The 16,792-nt window shown below is 55.7% G+C and carries 13 protein-coding genes and 1 tRNA gene; 5 read left to right on the top strand and 9 right to left on the bottom strand.

Annotation, left to right across the window (positions count from 1 at the left end):
* The first annotated feature begins 66 nt into the window (after positions 1-66).
* Complete coding sequence (locus ABJL60_RS05480) at positions 67-399, top strand: hypothetical protein (RefSeq protein ID WP_348291794.1); 333 nt, start codon at positions 67-69, stop codon at positions 397-399.
* Between the two features lie 104 nt (positions 400-503).
* Here the strand turns inward: ABJL60_RS05480 and ABJL60_RS05475 are convergent, their stop codons facing one another.
* From ABJL60_RS05475 to ABJL60_RS05465, 3 genes are all read right to left on the bottom strand, one after another.
* A complete protein-coding gene (locus ABJL60_RS05475) occupies positions 504-1,373 on the bottom strand; it encodes a 2-isopropylmalate synthase (RefSeq protein WP_348431246.1) in 870 nt (289 codons plus the stop codon).
* A gap of 321 nt (positions 1,374-1,694) precedes the next feature.
* Positions 1,695-4,403 carry a DNA gyrase subunit A gene (gyrA, locus tag ABJL60_RS05470; protein WP_348375375.1) on the bottom strand — a complete coding sequence of 903 codons (2,709 nt, stop codon included), beginning with the start codon at positions 4,401-4,403 and terminating at the stop codon, positions 1,695-1,697.
* A gap of 136 nt (positions 4,404-4,539) precedes the next feature.
* The gene (locus ABJL60_RS05465) at positions 4,540-5,490 is read right to left on the bottom strand and encodes a radical SAM protein (protein WP_348375216.1); all 951 of its coding nucleotides are present in this window, start codon (positions 5,488-5,490) and stop codon (positions 4,540-4,542) included.
* Positions 5,491-5,675: 185 nt separating this feature from the next.
* On the opposite strand from ABJL60_RS05465, the gene zwf reads away from it, so the two are divergent.
* The 3 genes from zwf to pgi are packed head-to-tail and all read left to right on the top strand — an operon-like array spanning position 5,676 to position 9,396.
* Positions 5,676-7,133 (top strand): glucose-6-phosphate dehydrogenase, encoded by a 1,458-nt coding sequence (gene zwf / locus ABJL60_RS05460; RefSeq protein WP_348291799.1) that lies wholly within the window; start codon positions 5,676-5,678, stop codon positions 7,131-7,133.
* Entirely contained in the window at positions 7,130-7,798 is a 669-nt protein-coding gene (gene pgl, locus ABJL60_RS05455; RefSeq protein ID WP_348375214.1) for a 6-phosphogluconolactonase, read from the top strand. The genes zwf and pgl overlap by 4 nt, the downstream gene beginning before the upstream one ends.
* On the top strand, positions 7,795-9,396 hold the full coding sequence (gene pgi / locus ABJL60_RS05450; protein ID WP_348375212.1) for a glucose-6-phosphate isomerase: 1,602 nt from the start codon (positions 7,795-7,797) through the stop codon (positions 9,394-9,396). The genes pgl and pgi overlap by 4 nt, the downstream gene beginning before the upstream one ends.
* A 57-nt stretch (positions 9,397-9,453) precedes the next feature.
* Here the strand turns inward: pgi and ABJL60_RS05445 are convergent, their stop codons facing one another.
* Positions 9,454-9,933, bottom strand: a complete 480-nt coding sequence (locus tag ABJL60_RS05445; protein WP_348291805.1) for a thioesterase family protein — start codon at positions 9,931-9,933, stop codon at positions 9,454-9,456.
* Positions 9,934-10,056: 123 nt separating this feature from the next.
* On the opposite strand from ABJL60_RS05445, the gene ABJL60_RS05440 reads away from it, so the two are divergent.
* Positions 10,057-11,679 carry a long-chain-fatty-acid--CoA ligase gene (locus ABJL60_RS05440; protein ID WP_348291806.1) on the top strand — a complete coding sequence of 541 codons (1,623 nt, stop codon included), beginning with the start codon at positions 10,057-10,059 and terminating at the stop codon, positions 11,677-11,679.
* Between the two features lie 36 nt (positions 11,680-11,715).
* Here the strand turns inward: ABJL60_RS05440 and ABJL60_RS05435 are convergent, their stop codons facing one another.
* The 5 genes from ABJL60_RS05435 to ABJL60_RS05415 form a co-directional block, all read right to left on the bottom strand.
* Positions 11,716-13,362, bottom strand: a complete 1,647-nt coding sequence (locus tag ABJL60_RS05435; RefSeq protein ID WP_348375211.1) for a sulfatase-like hydrolase/transferase — start codon at positions 13,360-13,362, stop codon at positions 11,716-11,718.
* On the bottom strand, positions 13,359-13,604 hold the full coding sequence (gene nrtS, locus ABJL60_RS05430; RefSeq protein ID WP_348375209.1) for a nitrate/nitrite transporter NrtS: 246 nt from the start codon (positions 13,602-13,604) through the stop codon (positions 13,359-13,361). The genes ABJL60_RS05435 and nrtS overlap by 4 nt, the downstream gene beginning before the upstream one ends.
* Positions 13,605-13,680: 76 nt before the next feature.
* Positions 13,681-13,754 (bottom strand) — tRNA-Gly (locus ABJL60_RS05425).
* 64 nt (positions 13,755-13,818) lie between these two features.
* The gene (locus ABJL60_RS05420) at positions 13,819-14,658 is read right to left on the bottom strand and encodes a methyltransferase domain-containing protein (protein WP_348375207.1); all 840 of its coding nucleotides are present in this window, start codon (positions 14,656-14,658) and stop codon (positions 13,819-13,821) included.
* Positions 14,655-16,706: an ASKHA domain-containing protein gene (locus ABJL60_RS05415; RefSeq protein WP_348375205.1), complete on the bottom strand. Its 2,052-nt coding sequence runs from the start codon at positions 16,704-16,706 to the stop codon at positions 14,655-14,657. The genes ABJL60_RS05420 and ABJL60_RS05415 overlap by 4 nt, the downstream gene beginning before the upstream one ends.
* Positions 16,707-16,792: the final 86 nt, after the last annotated feature.

Genomic DNA, 16,792 nt, shown 5'->3' with positions numbered 1-16,792 from the left:
CTTCCCATGTGTTTCCACCCAGCTCACCATATTCTGGTGCACATCATCACTGGGAGTGAAAACGCTATGAGAAAATTTGTAATTGCCACATCGATTGCGCTGGTTGCAGGCAACCTCGCATTTGCACAACAGACGCAACAAACAGGCGTTGTGGGCCCTTCGGGTGACGATGTTTATTCGTTGGAAGTGACGGGCGCCGATGGCGCAACTTACAACTGCCGGCCCGATGTCATCGACGTAGACGGCGTTCCGTCACGACCTTGCGTGCAAACCGGAAACACACCGGCATTCCAAGGCAGCCTTGCCGCAGGCGGCGGGGCAGCATTGGGCGCGTTGGTGTTCATTGCGCTGGTGTCAGGCAGCGACGGGTCGCCATCGACAACGACCACAACGAACTGACTGGGGCTGGTGGCTGGGTGACCGGTTGGCATCCGATTAAAGCGATTTAATCGAAAAAGGCCCCGCAATTTGCGGGGCCTTTCATTTTGGATGCCGCAAAGGGATCAGAAGCTGCTCAGACCAACAATGTTGCCTGTGGCGTGGTTGATGATGTTGGTCAAAGATCGGCGCGAGGTTGTCTTGCGGCCAGTTTCATATTGCAGACCAAATGTCACAACGTCGATGTCAGCACCGCCGCCTGCGGACAAACGGCCAACACTCAGCTCTGCCGAAACACCCGGAGCGAATTCATAGGCGCCACCAATGGACACGGACGTCAGATCGTTGCCGATCAGATCCGCAGTACCCAAAGAACCGATGATGGAAAGACCGTTGTTGAAATTATAGGCACCGCTGACTGCAAAAACATCCAGGCCGTCTGTGGACAGCAAAGTGGCGCCGATCTCGTAGGCGTCGGCCTGATAGTCGGCATAGCCTGCAACCAAAGTCTCATCTTCGATTTCCATGATGTCCAGACCAAGGCGCCCTGTCGGCGTCACGTCCCATGTGCCGAAAATGGACACAACCGGATCGTCCAGATCATCACCGTCACCGACAGACAGACCCAAGGCATAGTCACCGAAATCGTAGTAGCCATAGATCGACGTTAGGTCGAAGTCTGCCGAGAACCCGTCGATGTCGATGCGGGCATGGTCCAGACCAAGGCTGAACCCGTTGGAAAAGGCATATTCGCCGCCAACCGAAAAGGTCGTCAGGTCATTGCCTTCCAGATCAAATACGCCGATTTCACCCGAGAAAGTCCAAGCACCTGTGCCAAATTCGATCGCACCGCCATAAACGGTCAAATCCGTGCTGGCGCCGCCCGCGTCCAGATCGTGATATTTTGCAAAAGCATTGGCATAGTTCACCTCGGCTGCTGCGGTTGTTCCGGCCATTGCGAGTGTTGCCGCTGTTATAAAAAAGCTACGCATCATTTAACCCTTAACGCTCAATTGATTAGATAACTGTTTGTTAAGGTTTGCCGAAAGGGAGGGCAAGCGCATCCGTAACCCTCTGTAATTAGGTGTTTTTAACAATGAGTGCCGTGGCATCAATGCAACACTATCTGGATGCTGCGCGTGACCCAAGGACCGTTGGCACGCCATATTACAGTGGCCCGACACGCAAAATGCGCACCCGGTCTGGACGCGCATTTTGGTTTTTCAGTCATAACCACTGTATCCAACAGTGCAGGGCAGGACAAAACCGTCATAGCGCAGGGCAACACCCATCACCGATGCGCGTCGCAGTTCGCCTCAGGCCTCTGTCGTGCCTTCGTCTTCGTCGCCTTGATCGGCAATCCAAGCGACGCTGACCACTTCTTCGTTTTTGCCGGTGTTGAATACTTTGACACCACCTGCGCTGCGGGACCGGAAGCTGATGCCGTCAACAGGTACACGGATGCTTTGACCTTTAGAGGTGGCCAGCATGATCTGGTCGTCCATCTCGACAGGGAAAGACGCCACAATCGGGCCACCGCGCATGGCTTTGTCCATGGCGGTGACGCCCATGCCACCGCGGCCCCGAACAGGGTAGTCGTGGCTGGACGAAAGCTTACCAGATCCTTGCGATGTGATTGTAAGAATTAAGTTTTCAGCCGCAGACATTTCAGCGTAGCGTTCTTGCGGCAGCTGGGTATTTGCGTTGCCTTCTTCTTCATCCGGTGCTTCCGCATCGTCGGCCAAGCCTGCCATAGCACGCCGCATTTTCAGATAGGCCGCCCGTTCGTCAGACGTCGCATCGAAGTGGCGGATGATGGACATCGAAACAACCGCGTCGTTGTCATTAAGCTTAACACCACGGACCCCAACCGAGTTACGTGAGTTAAAGACACGCACATCTGTTGCGGGGAAGCGGATGGCACGGCCAGAACTTGTGACCAACATCACATCATCATCATTTGATGCGATGCGGGCATTGATCAGGGTCGTTTCGGCATGATCGTCTTCAAATTTCATCGCGATCTTGCCGTTGCGCATGACTTTGGTGAAATCCGACAGTTTGTTGCGACGCACGGTGCCTGCCGAGGTCGCAAACACCACCTGCAGATCATCCCATTCGTCCTCATCACGGTCCACTGGCATAATAGCGGCAATCGAGACGCCAACAGGGATCGGCAGGATATTCACAATCGCTTTGCCTTTGGACGTGCGTCCACCTTGCGGCAAACGCCAGGTTTTCAGCTTGTAGACCATACCGTCAGTCGTAAAGAACAGCAGCTGCGTGTGCGTGTTGGCCACAAAGAGGGTGGTGATCACGTCCTCTTCTTTGGTCTGCATCCCCGCCACACCTTTGCCGCCGCGCTTTTGGGCGCGGAAATCGATCAAAGGTGTCCGTTTGATGTAGCCCCCGGACGTCACGGTCACGACCATGTCTTCGCGTTCAATCAGGTCTTCATCGTCCATGTCACCGGACCAGTCGACGATTTCCGTGCGACGTGGAACAGCAAACTGGTCTTTGATTTCCGTCAGTTCGTCCGCAATGATGCCCATAATCCGTTCGCGGGATCCCAGGATTTCAAGGTATTCCTTGATCTTGCCTGCCAGCTCTTCCAGCTCGTCTGTGACTTCTTTCACACCGATCTGGGTCAAACGCTGCAAGCGCAATTCGAGGATCGCGCGTGCCTGAGTCTCAGAGAGGTTATAGGTGCCATCGTCGTTGGCCGTATGGGTCGGATCGTCGATAAGCGCGATATAAGGTAAAATGTCTTGCGCAGGCCAGCGCCGCGTCATCAGTTTTTCACGCGCTTCCGCCGCATCGGCAGAAGACCGGATCGCTGCAACGATTTCGTCGATGTTGGTGACGGCAACAGCCAAGCCACATAGGATATGGCTGCGTTCGCGTGCCTTGCGCAGCAGATAGGCGGTGCGACGCGCCACAACGTCTTCGCGAAAATCGATGAACGACGTCAGGAAGCGGCGCAGCGTCAAAGTTTCCGGTTTGCCACCGTTCAACGCCAGCATGTTACAGCCGAAATACGTCTGCATCGGCGTAAAGCGGAACAGCTGGTTCATGACCACTTCAGCTGTGGCATCGCGTTTCAGTTCGACCACCACGCGCACACCGTTGCGATCGGATTCGTCTTGAACGTGGGCGATGCCTTCGATCTTTTTGTCGCGCGCAGCTTCCGCGATACGCTCGATCATTGTGGCCTTGTTCACCTGATAGGGAATTTCATCCAAAACAATAGCATAACGGTCTTTCCTGATCTCTTCGACACGCGTTTTGGCGCGTACAATGACGCTGCCGCGCCCTTCAAGATAGGCCTTGCGTGCCCCTGTGCGGCCCAACATGATCCCACCTGTGGGGAAGTCCGGACCCGGCACATATTCGATCAATTCTTCGGAGCTGAGATCCGGTTGTTCAATCAGCGCAAGGCACGCATCAATCACTTCGCCCAGGTTGTGGGGCGGGATGTTGGTGGCCATGCCAACCGCGATACCGCCAGCCCCATTGACCAGCATATTGGGGAAGCGGGCGGGCAGGACTGTCGGTTCACGGTCCTTGCCATCGTAGTTGTCTTGAAAATCAACCGTATCTTTGTCGATATCGCTCAGAAGATAGGCTGCGGGTTTGTCCATGCGCACTTCGGTGTACCGCATGGCCGCCGCGTTATCGCCATCCATAGAGCCAAAGTTGCCCTGACCATCCAAAAGCGGCAGCGACATGGAAAAATCCTGCGCCATGCGCACAAGGGCGTCATAAATGGCGCTGTCACCGTGCGGGTGGTATTTCCCCATCACATCGCCAACAGGACGCGCCGACTTGCGGTAGGCTTTGTCGTGGCTGTTTCCGGTTTCGTGCATCGCATAAAGAATGCGCCGGTGGACCGGTTTCAGACCGTCTCGCAGGTCCGGAATCGCGCGGGACACGATGACCGACATGGCATAGTCCAGATAGGACGTGCGCATTTCTTGCTCGATCGAAATGCTTGGGCCGTCATAAGCCGGACGCTCGGGGCGCATTTCATCATCGTTTTCAGGGGGTTGTGGCGTATCGTTCACGTGATTGTCCCGATGTCTTGTTGCATCTATATCTTGATGCGAAGACTAGCAGACAGCATAGATGATGTGCAATGGCGTGACGGGAATTAGATCGTTTTTACGCCGAACAGCTGGCCCCGCCCAAAACGCAGAACTTGGCACAATGCGGATGATTGAGGGCCACATCTTTTTCCGCCTCTTCCAGCGATGTGCCCAATTCAAACTCTGGCGAATAAGGCAAAAGCGTACAGGCCAGCACAGCCGGAGTGGCAGCACCCTTGCGCTTCACCACCATACGGCTTGAGGCGCACATGACCGCATCAGGCGATTTATCCAGAATGCCCCAGCAAGCGGTGGTGATTTCGGGCACTTCCACTGTTTCGTCCATTTCGGGAAACAGCACGGTCATGCCGGGGTCTTGCGCGTCGATCTCAAGCCCGTGTTCGGCATAGAAGGCGGCGTAGCCTGCGCGGCTGTCTTCGTCGCTGTCCCCAAAAACAGAACGTCCGGCCACAGCCATACGCACACCGTTGTCGCGCAACCATGCCATGCCGGTGATGGTCTTTTCCAAAGCACCCGCACCGCGTTCGGCATCGTGAAGATCGGCGCGGTAATGGTCCACGGAAATGCGGAATGTCAGCTTGCCGGGGTAGGCGGCGTTCAATTCCAGAATACCAGCCTGCATGGTTTTGCGCATCATCGGACGCATGGCATTGGTCAGAACCAAAACGTCATAGCCTGCGTCCAGCGACCGACGCATGATTTCGATCATCTGTGGGTTCATAAAGGGCTCACCGCCGGTGAAGGCGATTTCCGTCACAGGCCATTTGCGCGCTTTGATCTGGTTTAGATAATCCTGCACTTCGTCGGCGGTTATATAGACCAGCGCATCATTGGTGGGGCTACTTTCGATATAGCAGTTCACACATTCAATGTTGCACAGCGTGCCCGTGTTGAACCAAAGCGTTTGCGGATTGGTCAACGCCACCGTCGCGCGTGCCTCACCTTTGGCGGTTACGGCGCTGTCTTGAAACTTCCCAAGATTTGCGGATGTATCGAGGTCTTTCATAAGACGCCTTTCGGTTGGCTACGTGTGGTACATGGGACCTAGCGCAAAGCGTGACAAGACAAAAGGCGGCGTCTCCCCCTTTGACACCATTGTGAACTTTGTCGTTTATGTTGCGCAACAGGTAGAATATCTGTAGACGCCGTTAGCGGTAACATAGGCTCTGGAAGACTTAAGGAAGACTTAGCATGGTATCTCGCATCATTCCCGTCGAAGCATTCGATCTGGTGATCTTCGGTGGCACGGGGGATTTGGCACGCCGCAAGATCTTGCCTGGGTTGTTTCGTCGCTACTGCGCGGGGCAAATGCCTGACGGGGCACGGGTGATCGGGGCCGCGCGATCAGACATGGATGCGGCAGGTTATAAGACCATGGTGGCCGAGGCCATCCGCGAATTTGGCGGCGGTCGGTCTTGCGAAGACGGCACATTGGATGCCTTTCTGGATCGGTTGCATTATGTGGCGATTGATGCGCGCGGTGAAACGGGGTGGTCCGAACTGAGCGACCTGATGCGCGACAGCGTTCAGGTGCGTGCCTACTATTTCTCTGTAGCGCCCAGCCTGTTTGGTGATCTGGCCGAACGGTTGCACAGCCACGGTCTTGCTGATGATCAAAGCCGCATCGTGGTGGAAAAGCCCTTTGGGCGCGATTTGAAGACCGCCAAGGCGCTGAATGCATCCTTGGCCGAGCATTTCGATGAAAGCCAAATCTACCGGATTGATCATTATCTGGGCAAAGAAACCGTGCAAAACCTGATGGCGGTCCGCTTCGGCAATACGCTGTTCGAACCTTTGTGGAACGCGCAATATGTCGATCATATCCAGATCACTGTGGCCGAAACCGTAGGCGTCGGGGGCAGGGGCGAATACTATGACAAATCGGGGGCGATGCGCGATATGGTGCAAAACCACCTGATGCAGCTGTTGTGCCTGATTGCGATGGAACCTCCGGCCAAGTTTGATCCGGGCGCTGTGCGGGACGAAAAGCTAAAGGTGATCCGCGCCTTGGACAAAGTTGAGCCGCACCACATTGTGCGTGGCCAATATGCAGCGGGTCCTGACAATCCCGATTTCCGTGAAGCCGTAGGTGATGCGCGGTCCAAAACCGAAAGCTTTGTGGCTATGAAGGTCGGCATTTCCAACTGGCGGTGGGCTGGCATTCCATTCTATTTGCGCACGGGCAAACGCATGTCGGCACGGTCCAGCGAAATCACAGTTGTGTTCAAGGCGCGCAACCATTCCATCTTTGAAGAAGACGGCGAAGACCACCGCAACGTGTTGTCTATCCGCCTGCAGCCCAACGAGGGCATCACGATGAAAGTGACCATCAAGGAACCCGGGCCGGGGGGCATGCGTCTGGTCGATGTGCCGCTGGACATGAGCTTTGCCGAAGCCTTGGGCGAAGACGGCGGTGATCCGCCCGATGCCTATGAGCGGTTGATTATGGATGTCATTCGCGGAAACCAAACGCTATTCATGCGCGGTGACGAGGTCGAAGCCGCATGGGCTTGGACCGATCCTATCATCGACGGCTGGACGGCGCGGGGTGATGTGCCCAAACCATACGATTCAGGCAGCAACGGCCCAACAGATGCAGACCAGCTTCTTGCCCGTGACGGGCGTATCTGGCGCGAGGTAAGACCATGAAGTTCAAAGAATATCCTGACCGTGAAATGCTTGTGGTGGACGTGGCCCAGCAAATTGTGACTGACTTGAATATGGCCCTTGTCGGTCCTGACCGCGTATCGATTGCCGTTCCCGGCGGCACCACGCCGGCACCCATTTTCGATGTGCTGTGCGCGGCTGATCTGGATTGGGCCCGCGTGGATGTGCTTTTGACCGACGAACGGTGGGTGCCTGCGGATCATGCCCGCTCAAACGCCGGGCTGCTGTATCGGCACCTGTTGATGGACAGGGCCGCAGACGCGCATTTTGTGCCGTATTACGTAGATGGCAAGGAGGCCAAAGAGGGGGCCGCGCAGACCTCTGGTCTGGTTGAGCAGCATGTGCCACTGGACGTTGTGGTGCTTGGCATGGGCGCCGATATGCACACGGCCTCATTGTTTCCCGGTGCGTTGGGACTGTCAGACGCTATGGCTGCCGATGCGCCGCACTTATGCGCGGTACAAGCGGAGGGCCAAGAACCCCGCGTGACGTTAAGCGCACCGGTTTTGAACAGCGCTGTGCAAAAACATCTTGTGATATTTGGCGATGACAAACGCGCAGCATTGGAAGCTGCCATGGATGCGCCCCCCGAAGACGCACCAATCAACGCCGTGGTACAGGGGGCAACAGTACATTGGGCCGCATGACATTTTCAGACGCTTGGGCCGATGTGGAAGCCCGTCACACAGCAACCGCAGACCGTAAATTTCTATCGTTGTTTGACGACACCAGCCACGCCGATACGTTTCGGTGTGACACCTCTGACATGCGGTTGGACTATTCCAAAACCAACATTGACGCCGAAACCCGCGACGCCTTGTTGGCACTGGCCGAAGCTGCCGATGTCACGGCGCACCGCGATGCAATGTTCAGCGGCCAAAAGATCAACCAGACCGAAGGCCGCGCCGTGTTGCACACCGCATTGCGCAATCTGGATGGCGGTCCGGTTCTGGTGGATGGCTCTGACGTCATGCCGGGCGTTTTGGACACGCTGGGGCGGATGGGCACCTTTGCGGACGAAATTCGGTCCAGCAAGATCACCGATGTCGTCAATATCGGGATTGGTGGCTCTGATCTTGGTCCCGCCATGGCCGTACAGGCCCTAAGCCCATATCATGATGGACCTGCGGTGCATTTTGTATCTAATGTTGATGCGGCGGATGTGTCTGACACATTGCGCGGCCTTGATCCCAAAACGACACTGGTGATTGTGGCGTCGAAAACATTCACAACCATTGAAACCATGACCAACGCCCGCACCGCACGGGCGTGGATGTCAGAGGGTGGTGGCGATCCGGGCACACAGTTTGCAGCCCTGAGCACCTCGGAAGAGGGCACGTCACAGTTTGGCATTCCACCCGGACGCGTGTTCGGATTTGAAGACTGGGTGGGGGGGCGCTATTCGCTGTGGGGGCCAATTGGCCTAAGTCTCATGATTGGCATCGGTCGGCGCGGGTTCATGGCGTTTTTGCGCGGTGGACAGGCGATGGACGTACATTTTCAGGCCGCGCAGGGCGCTGAAAACATGCCTTTGATGCATGCATTGGTCGGGATTTGGCACAACCAGTTTTGCGGGCACACCACCCGTGCCGTGTTGCCTTACGATCAACGTCTGGGGCAACTGCCAGCCTATTTCCAGCAGCTTGAAATGGAAAGCAATGGCAAGTCTGTGCGGATGGACGGATCGGATGTTCCTGTGCACACAGGCCCCGTTGTCTGGGGCGCGCCCGGCACCAACGGCCAGCACGCGTTTTACCAGTTGATCCATCAAGGCACCCGCACGATCCCGTGCGAATTCATGATTGCCGCTCAGGGCCATGAGCCTGATCTGGAACATCACCATCATTTGCTGGTCGCCAATTGCCTCGCGCAATCCGAAGCTTTGATGCGCGGGCGGTCAACAGATGAGGCCCGCGCGTTGATGCGCAAGAAGGGTTTTGAGGGTGCAGAACTGGACCGTCAGGCAGCCCACCGTGTGTTTTCCGGCAATCGTCCTTCTATCACTTTGGCCTACCCAAAGCTGGACCCTTTTGTTCTGGGGCAAATCATATCCCTTTATGAGCACCGGGTGTTTGTTGAGGGTGTCATTCTGGGCATCAATTCGTTTGACCAATGGGGTGTGGAATTGGGCAAAGAACTTGCAACGGCCTTACAACCCGTTGTGGAAGGTGCACAAAGCGCGGACGGTAAAGACGGGTCGACACAAGCGTTGGTCGATTTTGTGCAACGGCACCGCACGCCCTAAGTGTCGGACTGGGGCCAGCCCCAGACCCCGAGGTTTTCTTTGCGAGATGAAGACGGATCAGTGGGCTTGGACTGCCCCATCAGTGTTGATCAGCTGTTGCTTAATGGTTTCGGGGATCGGCTGGCGCCCCGTGCCGTCTTGTTTAAGCAGCACCATCACGCAATCAAACGTCGCCCGTTTGCGCCCCTGCGCCCAAATCGTTTGACACAGCGTTAGCGAGGTTGTGCGCATTTCCGTGCACCGCGTGGTCACGATGTAGTCTTCGTTGCGCAGCATCTCTTCTATGTAGCGCACGCTGCCGCCACGCACCACGATGCGCGGGCTGGTTTCGTCACCGATTGTGCCGATGTTGTGCATTTCCATAAACCGCACCCGCAGTCGTTCAAACCACACAAAATACCGCACGTTGTTCACATGCAGCAGTGCGTCCAATTCATCGTGGTGTACGCGGTCGGCATAGGCCAAAGGGGCGGGTTCCGTGATACCTTCGGCGCGTTGCTCGGCCTCGGTCAGGTTGGTATGATAGCGTGGTGACATAACGTCACCAACTAGCGATCCAGCATGGGGCTTGCAAGCGCGTGTCTGCACATGCAGGGTCTGCACCAAGGGAGAGCGCCATGGTTTTGTTTGGCGCGAGTTAAAGAAAATTGGGAGGTGCCAATGCTTGGCCAAATGATGACATCCGCTTTGACCATTTCGTCACTTGTGGATCACGCCGCGCGCTATCATGGGAAAACCGAAGTGTTTTCCGTAAATACAGGCGGGGGGATCGAGACCACCAGCTGGGGGGAAGTCGGTGCGAATGCACGGCGTTTGGGCGATGTCTTGACCAAACTGGGTCTAGACCCACAAGCCCGCTGTGCCACCATCGCATGGAACAACCGCCGCCATCTTGAGATTTACTTTGGTGTGTCCGGTGCGGGTTTCGTATGCCACACCATCAACCCACGCCTTTTTCCGGAACAGTTGGTCTACATCATCAACCACGCCGAAGACAAAGTCCTGTTTATTGATGCGACATTTGTGCCTTTGGTCGCGGCCATTCGCGACAAATGCCCCCATTTGGAACATGTTGTGTTGATGGAAGGGCGCGACGAAGAGGCCGCAGCCAAGATCGAAGGTTTGAAATTCTACGACGACTTCATTGCCGAAGGCGATGCAAACTTCGAGTGGCCCGAGATCGACGAAAACACAGCGTCATCATTGTGCTATACCTCCGGGACCACGGGCAATCCCAAAGGCGTTCTTTATTCGCACCGCTCAACTGTGTTGCACGCTTTTGCGTCCAACCTGAAAGACTGCATTGGCAATTCGGCGATGGATGTTGTTCTGCCTGTTGTGCCCATGTTCCACGTCAATGCCTGGGGCACGCCCTATGCCTGTGCCATGGTGGGCGCACGTATGGTGATGCCGGGGCCTGGCCTGGATGGCGCGTCGTTGGTCAATTTGATCGATACCTACAACGTCACCACGGCTTTGGGTGTTCCCACAATCTGGCTGGGGCTTTTGGGCGAGGCGGAAAAAGCGGGATCGAAGCTGGAAAGCCTGACACGCACGGTTGTGGGCGGATCCGCTTGCCCGCCGTCGATGATCGACACGTTCCGCGACACATACAACGTCGAAACCATTCACGCCTGGGGCATGACGGAAATGTCGCCACTTGGCACAGCAAACCAGCCGTTGGCCAAACATGGCGATTTGCCACAAGCCGAACAAAACAAGCTGCGTGAAAATCAAGGGCGCCCGGTTTGGGGTGTTGAGATGAAAATCGTCGATGACACAGGGGCCACCTTGCCCGAGGACGGCGAAGCCCAAGGCGATTTGTTGGTGCGGGGCCATTGGGTTCTGGACGCCTATTTCCGCAAAACCAGCGATGAGACCCTGACAGACGGGTGGTTCGATACGGGCGATGTGGCAACCATCGACCCTGATGGCTATCTCAGCATCAAAGACCGGTCCAAGGACATCATCAAGTCTGGCGGCGAATGGATTTCGTCCGTGGATCTGGAAAACATCGCCATTGCCCATCCCGATCTGGCCAATGCGGCTGTCATCGGGGCGCGTCACGAAAAATGGGACGAACGCCCCATTCTGATCGCCGTGAAAGCAGAAGGGGCTGACCCAAGTGCGGCTGACGTTCTGGCGGCCTTTGATGACAAGATTGCCAAATGGCAAATACCGGATGAAGTCGTCTTTGTTGATGCGTTGCCTTTGGGGGCGACTGGCAAAGTCCTAAAACGCAAGCTGAAGGAAGAATTCGGCGAAGTTTTGATCGGCAAGTGAAAGTGGCGGGCGTCTATAAAGGCGCCCGCACCCCTTTCAATCGATGTCTTTTAGGTGGTTTTGGCTGACGGGGCGGCGGTATTTCTCAGTCAATGCGTCAGGCACTTCCGACCCGTCATGCATGAACGGCAAAATCCCGCGGCGCACGCTTTGGCCGCGCATGTCACGGATATCTTGTTCCGAGCGGGTCACACGTTGCGACATACGCAAGCCCCAACTGTGCAAATACCCGTACATTTTATCAACAATATCAGCGTTTTGATCCGTTTTGCAAAGGTCGTGAATTTCACCGGGGTCACTTTGCAAATCGAACAGCATAGGCCGTAGCCCACCTTCTGCATGCATCAGTTTGTAGCGCCCGTCGTAGACCATAAACAATCGGCAATCGCGCGGCTCCAAGCCCAAACTTGGCCCAATCGGCGTTGCAGAGTAATCGTATTCTGAAACGGCATACGCACGCCATTCCGGCGTGTCCCCGTTGATCCAAGGAATCAGGCTGCGCCCTTCAAGGATATGGTCGGGCACGCTGCCTCCGGCCGCGTCCACAAAGGTCGGCGCGAGATCGATGCTTTCCACTAGTGCATCACACGTTGTGCCGCGCGTTTCGTTCGCTGTCGGTCTTGGGTCGTAAATGATCATCGGCACCTTCACCGAAGGGTCATGGAACAGGTTCTTTTCGCCCAGATAGTGATCGCCAAGATAATCACCGTGATCCGACGTTAACACGATCATGGTGTCGTTCAGCTGGTCGGTCTCTTCAAGATGCGCAAGCAACCGGCCCAATTGATCGTCGCATTGCTTGATCAACCCCATATAAGCCGGAATGACCTTCTGACGGGTTGCTTCATTTTGAAAGGCCTGACCGACTTTGCCGTCCATGAAGGCTTTCAACACGGGGTGCGTGTTTTCCAATTCAACGGGATCGCGTTTAGCAGCCGGTACATGATCTGGGCCGTACATGTCGTGATAGGGTGCAGGTACGATGTAGGGCCAATGTGGCTTGATATAGCTGACATGCGCGCACCACGGCCCTTTGGCCTGATCGACAAACCGGATGGTTTCGGAGGTCAACCACGGCGTTTCGCTGTCTTCTTCACGAATGTTGGCAGGCAAGTCCGCGTTTTTGAACATCCATCCGCTGGCGGCGTGCCCGTCTTCAAGCCCCGCATTGGCATAGTCTGCCCACGGGTTTTCGCCAGCATACCCTTTCGACTTTAAGTATTCGTTGTAAGGCGATCTTTTTTCGTCATAAAATCCGTCTGGACCTTCACCCCAAAGACCATCATCACGCACCCATGCGTCAAACCCGCATTCCGCTTGGCGCACCCCGATCAGGCTGTCTGCTTCCAGCCCCAAACGCGCCATTCCTTCTGCATCTGCTTTCATGTGGGTCTTGCCAATCAACCAGCAGTCCATACCCAGTTTACGCAGGTGATCCCCCATGGTCTGTTCGCCCACACGCAACGGAAAGCCGTTCCATTGCGCCCCGTGTGACGATGCATAGCGCCCTGTGTAGGTGGACATGCGGGACGCCCCGCAAATCGGGCTTTGCACATAGGCATTTGTAAAGCGCACCCCCATATTGGCCACACGGTCAAAATGCGGGGTCTCCAGATGCGGATGCCCCGCACAACCAAGGTAGTCGAACCGCAACTGGTCATACATGATGAACAAAATATTCATGCATCAGGCTCCAATGTTTGAGTGCGATCCCTGACCGCCATAACCGATGAATATGTGGAAACGCAGTATGGCACCAGATACGTCGCCAGACATTTCAAGATGGCGCGTATATCCATGTCACCTTTAAGAATATGATCCCCGTAATTGATGGCCATCAACACGGTTCCGACAATCAAAGCGATTTTACCCGCACGTCTTGCAACAGACACATCTGTTGCAACCGACCAAAAACTATCCGCCATGATGCACGCCCTTTTACCAGTTTCGACAGAGGTGAGGCCTGCAGGACGCGGATGCAACAGGCGCTAAAGTAAATTCTGGAGCGGGTAACGAGAATCGAACTCGTAACTAAAGCTTGGGAAGCTGCCGTGATACCTTTTCACCATACCCGCTCAGTGGGGTCGGAATATGAGATCGGGCAGGGAGCGTCAAGCAGATTGGCGCGTGATGCCCTGCCTAAACGCGCGCTTCAAATAGATTGATGTCGGCGGGAATTTGGATGCCGTTTGGCGTCAGAAATGGCGAAAATTCTTCTATTATGCCCTCATGTATGGCTGCGACGTCTTCAGCAGTACCATTGAAATGTTCGACAACACGCGACACAGGCCCGATGGCAAAACACTGGTCCGCCACCTCTTCCAAACCGGCGGGGGGCGTCAACATCAGGTGATGTGTCGTTGCAGTAACGTCACGCAGCCCCGCGTTTTCCAGCATTTCGATCACGCGGTTTTGATCTTCAAACGCAAATGGTCCGGGCAGGGTGCGATCGGTTTTCGGGGGGGTGCCCAACCGTTTGGCCGCAACCCGGGCCGGAATCATAAACCATGGATTGTTCGGGGCAGGACCCCACGCCCCAAGCGTGATTTTCCCATCCGGCTTCAGCGCTTTTGCCATGTTGCGAAATGCGGCTGTGGTATCTTCAAAGAACATCACACCAAAACGTGACAGCAGATGATCAAAACTGTTGGTTTCAAAGCGGTACGATTGCGCATCCGCCAGCAAGAATGATGCATGCGGGGTGGCTTTGGCCAAATCTTTCGCCTTTGCCAGCAAAGTGTCGGAAATATCAACACCCTGCGCGTGCCCCTGTGGTCCGACGCGTTGTGCGACCTGCACCGTGCTGGTTCCCGCACCACATCCCACGTCCAACACGGTTTGACCGGTTTGAAGCCCTGCACGGTCCAGCACCAAATCCAGCACGGGGGCCAGCGTGGCATCCATCACATCCTGAAGCGCGACCCAGCTCTGGCCAGCCTTATCTGACCAGTAGGTTTTTTGATCTTCGTTGTCAGTCATCCACGACGCCTGCGTCTGCGCCCACCGGTTTCACCGCCGTCCACGCCTCCGCCACCTGTGTTGAAGGTTTGCGTTGGAAGGGTGACAATCGAATTCAGGATCGGGAACGGTTCTACCGAATTGGGAATGGCGGAGGCGTTCACGAAATGCTCCTGAAAGCGTGGTTCAATCGCGGTCTCGATTTTGTGGATAGCTTTCACGGTGGCCTCGATCTCGCCACGGGCCTCGCGGTTCAACAGCGCAATACGTGCGCCAGTGCCAGCCGCATTGCCTGCGGACGTGACCTTGTCCAAAGGCGCATCCGGGATCATGCCCAAGATCATCGCGTGTTTTGGGGAAATATGTGCGCCAAAAGCCCCTGCAAGGACCACACGGTCCACGGCCTCGACTTCAAACTTGTCCATCAACAAACGTGCACCGGAATACAACGCAGCCTTCGCCATTTGAATTTCTCGGATGTCGCGGTTTGTAACCGTGATTTTTGGTCCACCTTTCGCCGTGCCGTCATACACAAGATAGGAATAGGTGCGCCCGTCCAGAAAACAGTTGGGCGATCCGGTTTGTTCGGGCGATCCGATCAAGCCCGGGGCATCGACAATGCCCGCGATGCGCATTTCGGCAACCATCTCGATGATGCCAGACCCGCAAATGCCGGTCACGCCGGTTGTGGCGATGGCCTCGTCAAAGCCGTCCTCGTCCGACCAGACGTCTGATCCGATAACGCGAAAACGCGGGGCTTTAGTGGCGGGGTCAATCTCGACGCGTTCAATGGCACCGGGGGCCGCGCGTTGGCCCGAACTGATTTGCGCACCTTCAAAGGCCGGTCCCGTGGGCGATGAGCACGCCAGAACCTTATCGGTGTTGCCCAACAAGATTTCAGCATTTGTGCCAACATCCACAACCAAAACCAGATTTTTGGATTTGTCGGGGGCCTCGGACAAGGCAACGGCCGCCGCATCTGCACCAACATGGCCCGCGATGCAGGGCAACAGGTAAACACGGGCAGAGGGGTGAATGTTCAGATCCAGATCATCGGCCCGTAAACGCAGCGCATCAGATGTGCCCAAAGCAAACGGGGCCTGGCCCAACTCAAACGGGTCAATGCCCAGAAACAAGTGGTGCATAACCGGATTGCAGACAAACACAGCATCCACGATCAGGGCTTTGTCGATTTCGGCTTCGATGCTGATCTGGGTGAACAGCGCATTCATACCTTCACGCACAGCGCGCGTCATCTCGTCGGATCCGCCCGCGTTCATCATGGAATAGCTGACGCGGCTCATCAGGTCTTCGCCAAACCGGATTTGCGGGTTCATAATGCCACTGGAAGCAACAACATCACCGGTTTGCAAATCACACAGGTGGGCCGCGATTGTGGTCGATCCAAGATCAACGGCCAACCCATATACCGTGCCCTCATAGTAGCCTGGCCAGATATGCATAATGCGCGGCGCGTTTTCGTCATCGCCCAAATGCACAGCGACAGTCACTTTCCACGCCCCTTTGCGCAAAATCGGCTGCATGGATTGCAAAATGTGCAAGTCGGCATGCACATTTTCCAATGCCCACTGATCCTTCAAGGCCATGCGCAACCGTTCCAGATCGCCCGACGGGTCATGCATGTCGGGTTCTTGCACTTCGACATAGTACAGCTTGGTGGACGGGTTCATGACAATGTCACGCGCTTCGGCCCGTTTGCGAACGACTTGTTTGTGGACCTGACTTTCGGGGGGCACATCAATCACAATGTCACCTTGCACCGTAGCCTGACATCCAAGACGGCGGCCATCGATCAAACCGCGCTTGTCTTTGTAGCGTTGCTCGACAGAATTCCACTCGCTTAACGCGCCATCTTCGACAGTCACACCGTGTTTGGAAAATTCACCATAGCTTGGAGTGATCTGACATTTTGAACAAATGCCGCGACCGCCACATACACTGTCCAAGTCCACGCCCAACTGACGGGCTGCAGTCAAAATGGGGGTCCCACTGGGAAAATGGCCACGCTTGCCCGAAGGGGTAAAGACAACAAGAGGATCAGTGCTCATTTTCAACGCCTAAAAGTTATTTTCCCAAAGCATAGATCGGCCCACACAAAGCGAAAGCCTATCAGCGGCAAAATCCATTCCGATGG

It is taken from the genome of Ascidiaceihabitans sp. (assembly GCF_039986515.1).
Lineage (GTDB): Bacteria > Pseudomonadota > Alphaproteobacteria > Rhodobacterales > Rhodobacteraceae > Ascidiaceihabitans.
The sequence above is the reverse complement of the archived record's forward strand: the minus strand, read 5'-3'. Positions and strand labels throughout refer to the sequence as shown.

Coding starts and splice junctions, on each gene's coding strand:
- ABJL60_RS05480 (WP_348291794.1), top strand. CDS start 67: ATGAGAAAATTTGTAATTGCCACATCGATTGCGCTGGTTGCAGGCAAC.
- ABJL60_RS05475 (WP_348431246.1), bottom strand. CDS start 1,373: ATGATGCGTAGCTTTTTTATAACAGCGGCAACACTCGCAATGGCCGGA.
- gyrA (WP_348375375.1), bottom strand. CDS start 4,403: ATGCGCCCCGAGCGTCCGGCTTATGACGGCCCAAGCATTTCGATCGAG.
- ABJL60_RS05465 (WP_348375216.1), bottom strand. CDS start 5,490: ATGAAAGACCTCGATACATCCGCAAATCTTGGGAAGTTTCAAGACAGC.
- zwf (WP_348291799.1), top strand. CDS start 5,676: ATGGTATCTCGCATCATTCCCGTCGAAGCATTCGATCTGGTGATCTTC.
- pgl (WP_348375214.1), top strand. CDS start 7,130: ATGAAGTTCAAAGAATATCCTGACCGTGAAATGCTTGTGGTGGACGTG.
- pgi (WP_348375212.1), top strand. CDS start 7,795: ATGACATTTTCAGACGCTTGGGCCGATGTGGAAGCCCGTCACACAGCA.
- ABJL60_RS05445 (WP_348291805.1), bottom strand. CDS start 9,933: ATGTCACCACGCTATCATACCAACCTGACCGAGGCCGAGCAACGCGCC.
- ABJL60_RS05440 (WP_348291806.1), top strand. CDS start 10,057: ATGCTTGGCCAAATGATGACATCCGCTTTGACCATTTCGTCACTTGTG.
- ABJL60_RS05435 (WP_348375211.1), bottom strand. CDS start 13,362: ATGAATATTTTGTTCATCATGTATGACCAGTTGCGGTTCGACTACCTT.
- nrtS (WP_348375209.1), bottom strand. CDS start 13,604: ATGGCGGATAGTTTTTGGTCGGTTGCAACAGATGTGTCTGTTGCAAGA.
- ABJL60_RS05420 (WP_348375207.1), bottom strand. CDS start 14,658: ATGACTGACAACGAAGATCAAAAAACCTACTGGTCAGATAAGGCTGGC.
- ABJL60_RS05415 (WP_348375205.1), bottom strand. CDS start 16,706: ATGAGCACTGATCCTCTTGTTGTCTTTACCCCTTCGGGCAAGCGTGGC.